General features: G+C 73.8%; 13 protein-coding genes. 9 read left to right on the top strand and 4 right to left on the bottom strand.

The annotated features are described in order from the left end of the window. The first annotated feature begins 27 nt into the window (after positions 1 to 27). A complete protein-coding gene (locus tag ACVCAH_RS08650; RefSeq protein ID WP_447135519.1) occupies positions 28 to 951 on the top strand; it encodes a sporulation protein in 924 nt (307 codons plus the stop codon). A 30-nt stretch (positions 952 to 981) separates the two neighbouring features. On the opposite strand, the gene leuE is transcribed toward ACVCAH_RS08650, so the two are convergent. Next, positions 982 to 1,650 (bottom strand): leucine efflux protein LeuE, encoded by a 669-nt coding sequence (gene leuE / locus ACVCAH_RS08645; protein WP_447135614.1) that lies wholly within the window; start codon positions 1,648 to 1,650, stop codon positions 982 to 984. Then, positions 1,650 to 2,891 carry a bifunctional pyridoxamine 5'-phosphate oxidase family protein/GNAT family N-acetyltransferase gene (locus ACVCAH_RS08640; protein ID WP_447135518.1) on the bottom strand — a complete coding sequence of 414 codons (1,242 nt, stop codon included), beginning with the start codon at positions 2,889 to 2,891 and terminating at the stop codon, positions 1,650 to 1,652. Before ACVCAH_RS08640 ends, leuE begins: the two co-directional genes overlap by 1 nt. Before the next feature lie 34 nt (positions 2,892 to 2,925). On the opposite strand from ACVCAH_RS08640, the gene ACVCAH_RS08635 reads away from it, so the two are divergent. The 8 genes from ACVCAH_RS08635 to rny all read left to right on the top strand — a co-directional run bounded on the left by ACVCAH_RS08635 (position 2,926) and on the right by rny (position 12,644). Continuing rightward, positions 2,926 to 4,266, top strand: coding sequence for an aminotransferase class I/II-fold pyridoxal phosphate-dependent enzyme (locus tag ACVCAH_RS08635; RefSeq protein WP_447135517.1), 1,341 nt, complete (start codon positions 2,926 to 2,928; stop codon positions 4,264 to 4,266). A gap of 345 nt (positions 4,267 to 4,611) precedes the next feature. Then, positions 4,612 to 5,316 carry a UdgX family uracil-DNA binding protein gene (locus tag ACVCAH_RS08630; protein ID WP_447135516.1) on the top strand — a complete coding sequence of 235 codons (705 nt, stop codon included), beginning with the start codon at positions 4,612 to 4,614 and terminating at the stop codon, positions 5,314 to 5,316. Positions 5,317 to 5,394: 78 nt separating this feature from the next. Then, positions 5,395 to 6,534, top strand: coding sequence for an acyl-CoA dehydrogenase family protein (locus ACVCAH_RS08625; protein ID WP_447135515.1), 1,140 nt, complete (start codon positions 5,395 to 5,397; stop codon positions 6,532 to 6,534). 80 nt (positions 6,535 to 6,614) lie between these two features. Next, on the top strand, positions 6,615 to 7,955 hold the full coding sequence (locus tag ACVCAH_RS08620) for an MFS transporter (protein WP_447135514.1): 1,341 nt from the start codon (positions 6,615 to 6,617) through the stop codon (positions 7,953 to 7,955). Positions 7,956 to 7,960: 5 nt separating this feature from the next. Beyond that, the gene (locus tag ACVCAH_RS08615) at positions 7,961 to 8,161 is read left to right on the top strand and encodes a DUF3046 domain-containing protein (RefSeq protein WP_447135513.1); all 201 of its coding nucleotides are present in this window, start codon (positions 7,961 to 7,963) and stop codon (positions 8,159 to 8,161) included. Positions 8,162 to 8,345: 184 nt separating this feature from the next. Further along, positions 8,346 to 9,392: a recombinase RecA gene (recA, locus tag ACVCAH_RS08610; protein ID WP_088978017.1), complete on the top strand. Its 1,047-nt coding sequence runs from the start codon at positions 8,346 to 8,348 to the stop codon at positions 9,390 to 9,392. Positions 9,393 to 9,400: 8 nt separating this feature from the next. Next, positions 9,401 to 10,093 (top strand): regulatory protein RecX, encoded by a 693-nt coding sequence (locus ACVCAH_RS08605; RefSeq protein WP_447135512.1) that lies wholly within the window; start codon positions 9,401 to 9,403, stop codon positions 10,091 to 10,093. Positions 10,094 to 10,877: 784 nt separating this feature from the next. After that, on the top strand, positions 10,878 to 12,644 hold the full coding sequence (rny, locus tag ACVCAH_RS08600) for a ribonuclease Y (protein WP_447135511.1): 1,767 nt from the start codon (positions 10,878 to 10,880) through the stop codon (positions 12,642 to 12,644). Between the two features lie 56 nt (positions 12,645 to 12,700). Here the strand turns inward: rny and ACVCAH_RS08595 are convergent, their stop codons facing one another. After that, positions 12,701 to 13,666, bottom strand: a complete 966-nt coding sequence (locus tag ACVCAH_RS08595; RefSeq protein WP_447135510.1) for an amino acid ABC transporter permease — start codon at positions 13,664 to 13,666, stop codon at positions 12,701 to 12,703. Then, positions 13,663 to 14,370 (bottom strand): amino acid ABC transporter permease, encoded by a 708-nt coding sequence (locus ACVCAH_RS08590; RefSeq protein WP_447135509.1) that lies wholly within the window; start codon positions 14,368 to 14,370, stop codon positions 13,663 to 13,665. Before ACVCAH_RS08590 ends, ACVCAH_RS08595 begins: the two co-directional genes overlap by 4 nt. Between the last annotated feature and the right edge of the window lie 5 nt (positions 14,371 to 14,375).

The following is a 14,375-nucleotide window of genomic DNA, read 5'->3' as shown; positions in this document are numbered from 1 at the left end:
CCCGGTCCGCCGGGACGGGGGAGCGCGGTGCGGTTGACGGGGGTGTCGCCGGAGTCCGGCTGGACCGGGCTGACCGTGCAGACCGTCCTGGCCAACCCGAGCACCCGTCCCGGGCTGCGGCTGCCCGGCCGGATCACGGTCACCGCCGGCCGGTTCGACGTGCCGGTGCGGCACATCCGGCTCGGCCTGGTCACCACCGTCGAGCCGGACGACCCGGAGGCGCCCCGCCGCCTGGTGCAGTTCCACCAGGCGGCGGTCTGCGGCGCCTTCGTGGTGCGGGCCGGGCGGGCCCGGACCATGCCGTTCACGTTCCCGATGCCCTGGGAGACGCCGGTGACCATCTTCGGCGGGGTCCCGCTGCTCAGCCTGCGGATGGGGCTGCGGACCGAGGTGGCGATCGAGCCGCAGCTGGACCAGGGCGCGATGGTGCCAGTCTTCGTGCATCCGCTGCCCACCCAGGCGCACATCCTGGCCGCGCTGGACACGCTGGGCTTCCGGCTGCGCCAGGCCGGCCTGCTCGACGGCCGGCTGCCGGGGGTGGAGCAGGCGCTGCCGCTGCACCAGCGGTTGGGCTACTGGGTGGCGCCGCTCTACGCGGGGCCGCTCACCGAGCTGGAGCTGATCTTCGTGGCCAACTCGGCCGGTCTGGAGGTGCTCCTCTGGCTGGACCGCCGGCTGGCCCTGGCCGGGATCACCCACCAGAGCATCAGCCGGTTCCGGGTCTGGCACGTCGGCGCGGAGCGGCGGGACTGGGTGGCGACGGTGGACGGGTGGCTGCGGCACGCGATCAACCGGCACGCGGCCGCGGCGGCGCACGCCGACTGGTCCGCGAACATCACCGAGTCGGCGCACGTCAGCCGCCCACCCGACGAGCCGCTGCACCCCGGCTTCGGCCTCGGCGGCACCGCCGGCGGTGCCGGCATCGGCGGCGGCAGCGGCGACGGCACCTGACCCCGCCCCTGCTCCACTCCCCGCTCGGGGTCAGACGGTGGCGGTGGCGAGCTTGAGGCTGAAGGTGAGGAAGAGGGCGGCCACGCCGGTGGTGGCGCCGGCGGCAAGCCGCCGGCGCCGGCGGAACTGGGCGGCCAGGAAGGTGCCGGCGAAGATCAGCGCGGTCAGGTAGAGCGCGCTGGTGATCTGGGCGATCAGCCCGAGCAGCAGGAACGACAGCGCCGGCCAGGCGTACCCGGGGTCGACGAACTGGATGAAGAAGGAGATGAAGAAGAGGATCGCCTTCGGGTTGAGCAGGCTGATCACCAGTGCCTTGCGGAACGGGCTGCGCATCGCCGCCGGCTCCGCGGCGTCGATCAGCCGCGGCGTGCTCGGGTCGTTGCGGTCCCGCCAGCGCCGCCAGGCGCCGCGCAGCATGGTCAACCCCACATAGCCGAGGTACGCCGCGCCGGCGTACTTGACCACCAGGAACAGCGGCGGGTACGCCTGGAGCAGCGACGCCACCCCGGCGGCGGAGAGGAACATCAGCACCCCGTCGCCGACGAACACCCCGCCGGCCGCGCGGTAGCCGGCCGCCACGCCCCGCTGCGCGGCGGTGGAGAGCACGAAGAGTGAGTTGGGCCCGGGCAACAGGATGATCGCCACGGTGCCCAACACGTACGTCCAGAGGTCGGTGATGCCCAGCACGCCCGACATCATCACGCCACCGGCACCGTCCGGCGAAGCCTTTCCCGGAGCGTGACCTGTGCGTTCGGCCACTCGTCGACGGTCATCGAATACTGCACGGTGTCCCGCCACGAGCCGTCCGGACGGATCCGGTGCCTCCGCAGCACCCCCTCGCGGGACGCGCCGAGCCGCTCGATCGCCCGCTGCGAGCGCTCGTTGCGGATGTCGGTGTGCCAGACCACCCGTACCGCGCCCAGCTCCTCGAAGGCGCGGGTGAGCAGCAGCAGCTTCGCCTCGGTGTTGATCCCGGTCCGCCACCAGGGCCGGCCCAGGAAGGTGTGCCCGATCGCCACCGAGCGGCGCTCCGGGTCCACCTCGTAGAAGGAGGTGGTGCCGACCACCGCGCCGGTGACCGCGCAGCGCTGCACCCACGGCACCCGCTCGCCCCGCCGGTGCGCGGCCAGCGCGGCGGCGACCACCTCGGCGGTGCCGGCCGGGTCGGTGGGCAGCGGGCTGCTCAGGTGCCGCCAGACCTCCGGATCGGCGGTCGCGGCGTGCAGTTCGTCGGCGTGCGCGAGGTCGAGCGGTTCCAGCACGACGTGCTCGCCGCGCAGCACCGCCGGGTCGAGCCAGGGCGAGCGCTCCGGCCGCAGGTACGCCGGGACCGGGGCGGTGACACCGGCGTCCGGCTCGGGTACGCCGGCGGTGAGCCGCAGCGGCACCACCCCGGCCCAGTGCGGCAGGTCGAGGTCGGCCTCGTCGTCGCGGACGCCGCCGGCGCGGGCCCGCACCGAGACCTCGCGCAGCGGCAGGGCCAGCATGGCGGTCTCGGCCAGCTCCCGCCGGCTCGGCGGGCGGCTGTCCGCGCTGCGCCCGGCGCCGACCTTCTCCACCAGGGCGGTGAGCACCTCGGCCTTCTCCCGCTCGTCGGTGACCAGGCGGGCGGTGCCGTGCGCGACGACCGAGCGGTAGTTCGCGCTGTGGTGGAACTGGGAGCGGCCGTAGACCAGGGCGTCGAGCAGGGTGACCGCGACGCAGACCGGCAGCCCGTCGCCCCGGGCGGCGAGCAGTGGCCGGCTGCCGGTGGAGCCGTGCAGGTAGAGGGTGTCGCCGACGCGGACGTGCAGGGTGGGCAGCACCCGCGGCTCGCCGTCGACGGTGAACCCGAGCGCGCAGTGGTACGCCTCGTCCAGCACGGCGTGCGCGGCGGCGCGGTCGTAGCTCATCCGGTCCCGGGAGCGGCTGGCGGTGGTTCGGGGGGTCGGAGGGTACATGCTCCCGCCTTTGTTCTAGTACAATCTTGGATTTGTGTCAGCACGCTATCAGGTCACCGGTACGACGGCCGTCGAGATTTCGGCCAGCATCGAGTCCGGCATCCGGGCCGCCGATCTGCCGCCGGGGGCGGCGCTGCCGCCGGTCCGGGCGCTCGCCGCCGAGCTGACGGTCAGCCCGGCCACCGTCGCCCGGGCCTACCAGGACCTGCGCCAGCGCGGACTGGTCGTCACCGCCGGCCGGCACGGCACCCGGGTCCGGCCCCGCCCGCCGGTGGCGGCCCGCCGCTCGGCGCTGCGCCCGCCGCCGGTGCCCGGCCTGCGCGACCTGTCCACCGGGGAGCCCGATCCGGCGCTGCTGCCGCCGCTCGGCCCGCAGTTGGCCACCCTCGCCGCGGCGCCCGGCGCGCCGGTGAGCTACTCGGGTGCCGGGGTGCTCCCCGAGCTGGTCGAGGCGGCCCGCGCGCGGCTGGCCGCCGACGGCGTACCGGCCGACCAGCTGACCATCACCGGCGGCGCGCTCGACGGCATCGAGCGGCTGCTCGGGGCGCACCTGCGCCCCGGTGACGCGGTGGCGGTCGAGGACCCGGGCTGGGCGAACCTGCTCGACCTGGTGGCCGCCCTCGGGCTGCGCCCGATCGGGGTGCCGGTCGACGACGACGGCCCGCTGGTCGCGGGGGTCCGGTCGGCGCTCGCCGCCGGTGCCCGGGCGCTCGTGGTGACCAGCCGGGCGCAGAACCCGACCGGCGCGGCGGTCTCCGCGCACCGGGCGGCCCAGCTGCGCGACCTGCTCGCCGGCCGGCCCGACCTGCTGCTGATCGAGGACGACCACGCCGCCGAGCTGGCCCGCGTACCGCTGCACCCGCTCGCCGGGGCGACCCCGACGTGGGCCTTCGTCCGGTCGGTGAGCAAGCCGTTCGGGCCCGACCTGCGGCTGGCCGTGCTGGTCGGCGACGAGACGACGGTGGCCCGGGTGGCCGGCCGGGCCCGGGTCGGTGCCGGCTGGGTCTCCACCGTGCTGCAACGGCTGGTGCTGGCGCTCTGGCGCGACCCGGCGGTGGCCGACCTGGTCGACCGGGCGGCCGGCAGCTACGAGCGGCGCCGTGGCGCGCTGCTCGCCGCGCTGGCCGGGCACGGCCTCACCGCGCACGGCCGCACCGGCATCAACGTCTGGCTGCCGGTCGAGGACGAGACCAGCGCGCTGACCGCGCTGCGCGACGCCGGCTGGTCGGTCTCGCCCGGTACCCTCTACCGGATCGCCGCCCCGCCCGCCCTGCGGATCACCGTCAGCCGGCTCGCCGACGGCGACGTCGAGCCGCTCGCCGACGCGCTGGCCCGCGCGGTCCGCCCGGCCCCGGCCGCCGGCTTCACCGCCTGACCGGCGCGTCCTCGCCGCCCGGGGTGGCCCGGTGCCGCCCCGGTTCCCGTGCGACCGCGGGCCGGTGCGGTGCGGCGACGGTCGGTGCCCGGCGGCACCCCGCCGGCGCACGGGCGTGAGTCGCCCGCCAGGGGGTAAGCGCGGCGCCGGAGGTGAGCGACCATGGCTACGGGGTCGAAGAGGGGGGTCTGGATCGCCGTCGCGGTGGCGGTGATCGTGATCATCATCGTGATCATCGCGATGGCGTCCGGTGGCGGTGACGGCGGCGGTGGCGGCTACTGACGGCGCCGGGCCCGACGGTGGCGCGTCGGGCAGAGTCCGCCGAACGGGTATATAACAGTCGGCATGGCCGAGCAGACCGAGAGCGCCCCCGGGGCCCAGCGGTTCATCCCGCCGGAGGCGGACACCATCGACGCGCTCCGCGCCGCGGCCGCCGGCTGCCGTGGCTGCGAGCTCTACCGGGACGCCTCGCAGACGGTCTTCGGCCGGGGCGACGAGAGCGCCCGGGTGGTCTTCGTGGGCGAGCAGCCCGGCGACATGGAGGACCAGAAGGGACTGCCGTTCGTCGGCCCCGCCGGCCGGCTGCTCCGCAAGGCGGTCGACGACTCCGGGCTGGACCCGGGGCACATCTACCTGACCAACGCCGTCAAGCACTTCCGCTTCGAACTGCGCGGCAAGCGCCGCATCCACCAGTCCCCGGACCGGGTGCACATCACGGCCTGCCGACCCTGGCTGGTCGCCGAGTTCGCCCGGCTGCACCCGGAGATCGTGGTGGTGCTGGGCGCCACCGCCGCCAAGGCGCTGCTCGGCCCGACGTTCCGGGTCACCCGCCAGCGCGGCGAACTGCTGCCCTGGCCGGCCTCCGCCCAGCACCCCGAGGACTTCCAGCGGGTGCCGGTGGACGCCGAGGGGAAGGTCGCCGACGCGCCGCAGGCCCGGCTGCTGGCCACCATCCACCCGTCCGCCGTGCTGCGCGCCGACGACCAAGACAAGGCGTACGACGGGCTGGTCGCCGACCTCACCGTCGCCGCCCGCGCGCTGGCCGGCTGACGACCGGTCGCTCGCCTCGACCCCCGGGACGTCCGCCGGCACTGTTCAGCGCGGGTGGGCGGTGCCACACTTGCCGCCATGGAGCAGCATCTCTACGAGCGCGACCACGACGAGTTCCGCGACCTGTGCCGCGAGTTCCTGGCCCGCGAGGCGGTGCCGCACCACGAGCGCTGGGAGGCCGCCGGGATCGTCGACCGCGAGGTGTGGCGCAAGGCCGGGGCAGCCGGGCTGCTCGGCATGGACGTCGACCCGGAGTACGGCGGCGGCGGCCAGCGGGACTTCCGGTTCAACGCGGTGCTGGTGGAGGAGATCGTCGCCGCCGGCTGCTCCGGGCTCGGCTTCGGCCTGCACAACGACGTGGTGGCCCCGTACCTCACCGAGCTGACCACGGACGACCAGCGCAAGCGCTGGCTGCCCGGGTTCTGCTCCGGCGACCTGGTCACCGCGATCGCGATGAGCGAGCCCGGCGCCGGCTCCGACCTGGCCGGCGTCCGCACCAGCGCGGTACGCGACGGCGACACGCTCGTGCTCAACGGCCAGAAGACCTTCATCACCAACGGCGAGCTGGCCGACCTGGTGGTGGTGGTCGCCCGGACGGCGGACCAGGGCGCGCACGGGGTGAGCCTGATCGCGGTGGAGACCGGCACCCCCGGCTTCACCCGGGGCCGGCGGCTGGCCAAGGTCGGGTTGAAGGCCAACGACACCGCCGAGCTCTTCTTCGACGACTGCCGGGTGCCGGCGGAGAACCTGATCGGCACCGAGAACCACGGCTTCTACCACCTGATGGGCAACCTGCCCCGGGAGCGGCTGAGCATCGCGGTCGCCGCGGTGGCCGCCGCCGAGAAGCTGCTCGCCGTCACCCTCGACTACGCCCGCTCCCGGCAGGCGTTCGGCCGGCCGATCGGCGCCTTCCAGCACAACCGCTTCCTCCTGGCCGAGCTGGACACCGAGGTGACCATCGCGCGCACCTTCGTCAACCACTGCGTCGCCGAGTACAACGCCGGGCGGCTCTCGGTGACCGACGCGGCCAAGGCCAAGTGGTGGACCACCGAGCTGCAGAACCGGGTCGCCGACCGCTGTGTGCAGCTGCACGGCGGCTACGGCTACATGCTCGAGTACCCGGTGGCGAAGGCGTGGCTGGACGGGCGGGTGCAGACCATCTACGGCGGCACCACCGAGATCATGAAGGAGATCATCGGCCGCGGGCTCGGCCTGTAGCGAAACCGGGTGCCGCCGGCCGGGGTGGCTGCGCAAGGATGGGCAGCGCCCGCACCCCTTACCCGCACCAGGAGCCGCCGATGACCACGGACCTGACCGCGCCGGTCGCCGCCCCCGACGTCGCGCCGATCCAGCGGCGGACCCTGCGGCTGCTCTTCGGCACCCAGATCATCGGCGGGATCGGCGTCACCATCGGCATCGCGGTGGGGGCGCTGCTCGCGGCCCGGGTGGCCGGCACCGCGGTGGCCGGCCTGGCGCAGAGCGCCGCCGTGGTCGGCGGGGCGCTGCTGGCGGTCCCGGTTACCCGGATCATGAACGGGCACGGACGCCGGCCGGGACTGGCCGTCGCCTACCTGGCCGGGGCGGTCGGCGCCGTGCTGGTGGTGCTCGCCACGGTCACCCGCTCCGTGCCGCTGCTCTTCCTCGGCATGCTCTTCTTCGGCGGGGGCACCGCGGCCAACCTCCAAGCCCGCTACGCCGCGGTGGACCTCGCCGAACCGGCCCGCCGGGGTCGCCAGCTCTCGCTGATCGTCTGGGCCACCACCATCGGCGCGGTGGCGGCGCCGAACTTCGCCGCGCTCGCCGACCGCACCACCAGCGGCTGGGGCCTGCCGCCGCTGGCCGGCCCGTTCGCGTTCAGCGCCGCCGCGTTCGTGCTCGCCGCCGGCGTACTCCTGGCGCTGCTGCGGCCCGACCCGCTGCTCACCGCGCGCCGGCTGGCGGCGGCCGACGCCCCGGTCGCCGCGCCCGCGCCGGACGTCACCCCGCCGGCGGAGGCCGTCGCCGCGCCGGCCCGGACCGCCCGGCGCGGCGCCGGGATGCGGGCGGCCTGGCAGGTGGTACGCGGCCGGCCGGCCGCCCGGCTCGGCATCGCGGCGGTGGCGGTGGGCCACGTGGTGATGGTGGCGGTGATGTCGATGACCCCGGTACGGCTCGGCGAGTCGCACGGCGACGCCGACGTGCTGCGGGTGGTCGGCATCGTGCTGAGCCTGCACATCGCCGGCATGTACGCCCTCTCCCCGCTGGTCGGCTGGCTCACCGACCGGCTCGGCCGGCGGGCGGTGATCCTCACCGGCGTCGGGCTGCTGCTCGCCGCCTGCGCGGTCGCCGGCACCGCCGGGCACCACACGCCCCGGCTCTCGATCGGCCTGGTCCTGCTCGGACTGGGCTGGTCCGCCACCATGGTGGCCGGCTCCACGCTGCTGTCGGAGTCGGTGCCGGCGGCCGTCCGCCCGAGCGTGCAGGGGTTCTCCGACCTGACGATGGGGCTGGCCGGCGCCGGGGCCGCCGCGGTCAGCGGGTTTGTCATGCGGGCCGCCGGTTATCCGGTGCTCACCCTGCTGGCGGCGATCGCCGTGGTGCCCCTGGTGGCGCTAGCGTTGCGGGCGGTGCCGGCGGGCGCACCGGACGAGGAGGACTGATCACGTTGCGGCTGACCGACTTCTGGGCGCGGCTGGAGGAGGCGTTCGGGCCGGGCTACGCGGCCAGCATCGCCTCCGACCAGGTGCTGCCCCAGCTCGGCGGGCGGACCATCGAGCAGGCGCTCGCGTCGGGTGAGGAGACGCACGTGGTGTGGCGGGCGGTCGTCGCCGCCTATCCCGACCGGGTCCCCGCGCGACTACGCTGAGCAGCCCTTCGCCGCTTCCGCGTGTCGCTTGCCGACTCGTACACCTGTTCGGCTATTGTCCACAGCGGGGTGCTCGTCCACAGCTCGCGGCCCGTCGGCTGGTTTTCTGTCGGACCCAGCGCCTAGCGTGTCCCGCGTGACGCGAAGCTCAGGAAAGACGCCGGCGAAGGCAGGGGTGGCAAACATGGCCGCAGGGCCCGACCGGGAGAAGGCACTCGACCTTGCTCTCGCTCAGATCGACAAGCAGTTCGGCAAGGGTTCGGTGATGCGGCTGGGGGAGCGGCCGGTCATCCAGACCTCGGTGATCCCGACCGGCTCGATCGCGCTCGACGTGGCGCTCGGCGTGGGCGGTCTGCCCCGCGGCCGGGTCGTCGAAATCTACGGTCCCGAGTCCAGCGGTAAGACCACGGTCGCCCTGCACGCGGTGGCCAACGCCCAGCGGGCCGGCGGCATCGCCGCCTTCGTCGACGCCGAGCACGCGCTCGACCCGGAGTACGCGAAGGCCCTCGGCGTCGACACCGACGCCCTGCTGGTCTCCCAGCCGGACACCGGCGAGCAGGCGCTGGAGATCGCCGACATGCTGGTCCGCTCCGGCGCGATCGACATCATCGTGATCGACTCGGTGGCCGCGCTGGTGCCGCGCGCCGAGATCGAGGGCGAGATGGGTGACAGCCACGTGGGTCTGCAGGCCCGGCTGATGAGCCAGGCGCTGCGCAAGATCACCGGTGTGCTCAACAACACCGGCACCACGGCGATCTTCATCAACCAGCTCCGCGAGAAGATCGGCGTGATGTTCGGCAGCCCGGAGACCACCACCGGTGGTCGGGCGCTGAAGTTCTACGCCTCGGTCCGGCTCGACGTACGCCGCATCGAGAGCCTCAAGGACGGCACCGACGTGGTCGGTAACCGCACCCGGGTCAAGGTGGTGAAGAACAAGGTCGCCGCGCCGTTCAAGCAGGCCGAGTTCGACATCATGTACGGCAAGGGCATCTCCCGCGAGGGTTCGCTGATCGACGTCGGCGTCGAGCAGGCGATCATCCGCAAGTCCGGCGCCTGGTACACCTACGACGGCGACCAGCTCGGCCAGGGCAAGGAGAAGGCCCGCGAGTTCCTCAAGGAGAACCCGGACGTGGCCGCCGAGATCGAGAAGAAGATCCTGGAGAAGCTCGGCGTCGGGGTCGGCGCGGGCGACGCCGCCGGTGGCCCGGAGCTGCCGCCGGTCGACTTCTGACCTGAGTCGTGGCAGGACGACGCGCCCGCACGGGGCGGGGCTGGGATGCCAGCCCGCCCCGCGCGGGTGACGGCACCACGACGCCTCGGCCCCGGCACGGTCGTCGCGGCCGCGCCGAGGAGACCGACACCGAGGCGGCTCCGCCGCGCGACGAGGCCGAGGTGGCCCGGGAGATCTGCCTGCGTCAGCTCGCCGTCCGGCCCCGTACCCGGGCCGAGCTGGCCGGCGCGCTCGCCAAGCGGGGCATCTCCGACGAGGTCTCGGCCGAGGTGCTCGACCGCTACGACGAGGTCGGCATCATCGACGACGCCGCCTTCGCCCGGGCCTGGGTCACCAGCCGGCACACCGGCCGCGGGCTGGCCCGCCGGGCGCTGGCCAACGAGCTGCGCCAGCGCGGGGTCGACGGCGACGTCGCGAGCGAGGCGCTCGGCGAGCTGGACGAGGAGACCGAAGCGGAGACCGCCCGGGCGCTGGTCGACCGGAAGCTGCGCTCCGCCCGGGGCGAGCCCGACGCGGTGTTCCGCCGGCTGGTCGGCATGCTGGCCCGCAAGGGCTACCCGCCCGGCGTGGCCATCCGGGCGGTGAAGGACGCCCTCGCCGCGCAGAGCGCCGAGGCGGCCGAGTTCGCCGAGCAGATCGATGCCGAAGCCCTGGCCGACGCCGAGGGCGAGATCGACCGCGACAGCCGGGCGGCCGAGTGACGGGCGCCGCGACCCGCGGCCGGCCCCGGTCGCCGGCCCCGGCCTGATCCACACCGGGCCGGCGACAAGGCGGTATCCCGACCGCGTGGATTCCCCCATGTCGCCGATCTGGTGTCGATCAAGCCGGGGGCGCTGCGGGTGCCGGAACGATCAGGAAAACGACAGCCGTCCCGGCCCGGGCGGTGGCGTTGCCGCCGCGCCGGGGCGTGCCGGGCCGCTGAGCAGGCGCGACCCGGCCTGCGTCGGGGCGGCCGTGCCGCCTTTGTCCGCTGGTGTCCGCGTCCGGGTCAGCGCTCGGTGACGCGACAACTTCTCTCCGTTCGGGGGGTTTGATCATGAGTTCTTGACCAGACCGCCCCCGGCGACCTAGCCTCGCCATACAGGCTCACATTGCCCGACCAGCGCAGGCTAAGCGCACAACATAGATCGCGTAACAGAACCGCATCACTTTGGCCAGCAGTACCGGCCATACCACCGCAGGTCCGGACAGGCCGTTCCGGAGCTGACGCGACAACTGCACCCGGCCGCCGACGATGCCTCGGGCACCGCCGGCGGAGAGAGCTACCCACGGCCAGCCGCTCCGGTCGGGCGTCCAGAGCCGCAGGAGTGTGCCCACCGGCACGGTCACTGCGGCGCCGACGTTCAGGGGAGGCGGCCATGGCGGGGTGGCACAGGTTCACCGGCGGTCCCCAAGAGGTCCCGGCATGAGCGAGCGTCAGCGAGCGAATCATCGGGGCAGCGCGACCGTGCCTCATGGCGACACGCGGCGAAGCGGAGTGCCGGCATGAGCGGGTTCGACGTCGTGCTCCTCCTGGCGGTGCTGGTCCTCACCCTGGTGGTGGTCGGCGCCGTGCTGCTGGGAGTTCGGACGCTGCGCCGGTTCCAGGCCGTACCGGCCCCCGAGGACCCGGCCTTCATCGCCGAGAAGGACCGGCAGGAGCAGTCCCTGGCCGCGCTGCGCAGCGCCGCCGACGAGGCGAACAGCACCATCGACGTGGCGAAGTCCGCCGCCGCGGCGGCGCGGGCCGAGGCGGCCGCGGCGAAGGCGGAGGCGAAGGCGGCCCGGGCCGAGGCCCGCCGGGTGCTCGACGACGCCCGGGCCGAGGCGGACACCGTGCTGGAGCGGGCGCACAAGCAGGCCGAGGCGGACGCCGAGCAACTGCGGGCGGCGGCCCGGCGCAGCGGCGAGCGCGAGGTGGCGGTGCTCGCCGCCACCACCCGGGAGCAGGCGGCCGAGGTGGAGCGCCGGGCGGCCCGGATGGACGAGCGGGAGCGGCTGCACACCGAGGAGGTCGAGCGGCTCGCCGAGCGGGAGCGGCAGCTGACCGTCGCCACCGCCGCGCTGGCCGCCCGGGAGGCCGCGCTGACCCGGCGGGAGGCGGAGCTGGCCGAGGCCGAGGAGCAGCGGCGGCGCGAGCTGGAACGGGTCGCCGGGCTCACCGCCGACGCGGCCCGGGCCGAGCTGATCGAGGCCATCGAGTCGCAGGCCAAGCGGGAGGCGGCGCTGCTGGTCCGGGACATCGAGGCGGACGCGCGCAGCACGGCCGAGCAGCGGGCCCGGCACATCGTGGTCGACGCCATCCAGCGGGTGGCCAGCGAGCAGACCGCGGAGAGTGTGGTCAGCGTGCTGCACCTGCCCGGCGACGAGATGAAGGGGCGGATCATCGGCCGGGAGGGCCGCAACATCCGGGCCTTCGAGTCGGTCACCGGGGTCAACCTGATCATCGACGACACCCCCGAGGCGGTGCTCCTCTCCTGCTTCGACCCGGTGCGCCGGGAGGTCGGCCGGCTGACCCTGGAGAAGCTCGTGCTGGACGGGCGGATCCACCCGCACCGGATCGAGGAGGTCTACGACCTGGCCCGGCACGAGGTGGAGGAGCTCTGCCAGCGGGCCGCCGAGGACGCGCTGGTCGAAGTGGGCATCACCGAGATCCACCCGGAGCTGGTCACCCTGCTCGGCCGGCTGCGCTACCGGACGTCGTACGGGCAGAACGTGCTCAAGCACCTGGTGGAGACCGCGCACATCGCCGGCATGATGGCCGCCGAGCTGCGCCTGGACGTGCCCACCATCAAGCGCTGCGCGTTCCTGCACGACATCGGCAAGGCGCTCACCCACGAGGTGGAGGGCAGCCACGCGATCATCGGCGCGGACCTGGCCCGCAAGTACGGCGAGAGCGAGGACGTCGTGCACGCCATCGAGGCGCACCACAACGAGGTGCCGCCGCAGACCATCGAGGCCGTGCTCACCCAGGCCTCCGACGCCTGCTCCGGCGGCCGGCCGGGCGCCCGGCGGGAGAGCCTGGAGGCGTACGTCAAGCGGCTGGAGCGGATCGAGGAGATCGCGGCCGGCAAGCTCGGCGTGGAGAAGGTCTTCGCCATGCAGGCCGGCCGGGAGATCCGGGTGATGGTCAAGCCGGAGGACGTGGACGACATCGGCGCCGCCGTGCTGGCCCGGGACGTGGCCAAGCAGATCGAGGAGGAGCTGACCTACCCGGGTCAGATCCGGGTCACCGTGGTCCGTGAGTCCCGGGTCACCGAGATCGCCCGCTGAACCGTCGAACGCGAAGGGCCGGCCCGGACCGGGCCGGCCCTTGTCGTTTCCTGACGTCAGGTGGTGGTGCCGGGCACCGCTTCGGTCTCCAGCTCCGTCCCGGTGGCGCCGGTGCGGGTGCCGGCGGTCTTCCGGCCCCGGGCGAGGCGGTGCTGCATGTACTGGGCCAGCTTGGAGAGCGAGTAGTTGACCAGGATGAACATCAGGCCGATCACGACGTAGACCTGGATCGGGTTGTCCAGCGCGCCGATGATCTGCTTGCCGATGTTCAGGGTCTCCTCGTAGCTGATGATGAAGCCGAGCGAGGTGTCCTTGAGCACCACCACGAGCTGGCTGATCAGCGCCGGCAGCATGATCCGGAATGCCTGCGGGAGCAGGATCATCCGGGTGGTCTGCCACGGGGCGAGACCGATCGCCGCGGCCGCCTCGGCCTGCCCGCCGGGCAGGCCCTCCATGCCGGAGCGGAGGATCTCCGCGATGACCACCGAGTTGTAGATGGTCAGGCCGATGACGAGGTACCACAGCGTGTCGAAGGTGACGCCGAACTCGGGGAAGCCGCGGGCCACGAAGAAGATCGTGATGACCACGGGCAGGCCGCGGAAGACCTCGACGCAGACCCGGGTGAGCGCGGAGAGCAGCGCGCTCAGCCCGCGCAGCAGGTAGGACACCGGGGTGGCCAGCCCGGTGAAGCGGCGCCGGGTCAGGCTCTTGAGCTGGATCCGCAGCATCGCCAGCAGGGTGCCGACCAGCAGCGACGAGATGATGGCCAGCGCCGCGGCGGTCAGCGTGTTCTTGAAGCCGATGCCGATCCGCTCCCAGACCAGGCCGAAGTTCTCGTGGCCGGGGTCGACCAGCGGGCCCCACAGCTCCATCGAGAACTGGCCCTTGTCGGCCAGCGGACGGTAGATCAGGAAGTACGCGGCGATCAGCAGCAGGACGGTGGCCACCACGCTGCTGACCAGGGTGATCCGGCGCTGCCGTGGACCGGGAACGTCGTAGAGGACGCTGTTCTGCGCGCTCATCGGGCCACCGCCTGCCGCTTCTCGATCCGGTCGAGGAGAGCGCCGAGGGGGACGGTCATGATCAGGTATCCGATCGAGATGCCGATGGCGACCGGCACGAAGGCGTAGCCCTCGGCCGAGGTGAGCTGGTCGGCGGTCGCCGAGAGGTCACCGACGACGCCGAAGAAGCCGATCAGCGCCGAGTTCTTGATCATCGCGATGATCACCGAGCCGAGCGGCACGATCGAGGCCTTCCAGGACTGCGGCAGCACCACGTACCGCAGGTTCTGGGCGAAGGTGAGGCCCAGCGACCGGGCCGCCTCCGCCTGGCCGGCGGGAACGGCGTTCACCCCGGAGCGCAGCGCCTCGCAGACGAACGCCGCGGTGTAGAGGACCAGGGCGATCAGCGCGAAGCGGAAGTAGGGCAGGTCGGTGTCGAGCCGGCTGAAGAGCGCGTCCGACCCGGGGATGCGGAGGAAGTCCGCGTTGGAGCCGAGCGCCGGCAGGCCGAAGGCGGCGAAGAACATCACCACCGTCAACGGCATGTTGCGGAACACGTTCACGTACGCCGTGCCGACCGCGCGCAGCGGCGGCACGGGCGAGATCCGCAGTACCGCCACGACGGCGCCCAGGATCAGGGCGCCGATCGCGGCGAGTACGCAGATCTGGAGGGTGAGCCAGAAGCCCCCCGCGAAAACGTCGAACCGGTCGATGAGCACACTCACGGGTC

Source organism: Micromonospora sp. LZ34 (genome assembly GCF_052981855.1).
Note: the sequence above shows the minus strand (reverse complement) of the source record. Positions and strands in the feature narration are given on the sequence as shown.

Coding starts and splice junctions, on each gene's coding strand:
- ACVCAH_RS08595 (WP_447135510.1), bottom strand. CDS start 13,666: ATGAGCGCGCAGAACAGCGTCCTCTACGACGTTCCCGGTCCACGGCAG.
- recA (WP_088978017.1), top strand. CDS start 8,346: ATGGCCGCAGGGCCCGACCGGGAGAAGGCACTCGACCTTGCTCTCGCT.
- leuE (WP_447135614.1), bottom strand. CDS start 1,650: ATGATGTCGGGCGTGCTGGGCATCACCGACCTCTGGACGTACGTGTTG.
- ACVCAH_RS08620 (WP_447135514.1), top strand. CDS start 6,615: ATGACCACGGACCTGACCGCGCCGGTCGCCGCCCCCGACGTCGCGCCG.
- ACVCAH_RS08625 (WP_447135515.1), top strand. CDS start 5,395: ATGGAGCAGCATCTCTACGAGCGCGACCACGACGAGTTCCGCGACCTG.
- ACVCAH_RS08640 (WP_447135518.1), bottom strand. CDS start 2,891: ATGTACCCTCCGACCCCCCGAACCACCGCCAGCCGCTCCCGGGACCGG.
- ACVCAH_RS08630 (WP_447135516.1), top strand. CDS start 4,612: ATGGCCGAGCAGACCGAGAGCGCCCCCGGGGCCCAGCGGTTCATCCCG.
- rny (WP_447135511.1), top strand. CDS start 10,878: ATGAGCGGGTTCGACGTCGTGCTCCTCCTGGCGGTGCTGGTCCTCACC.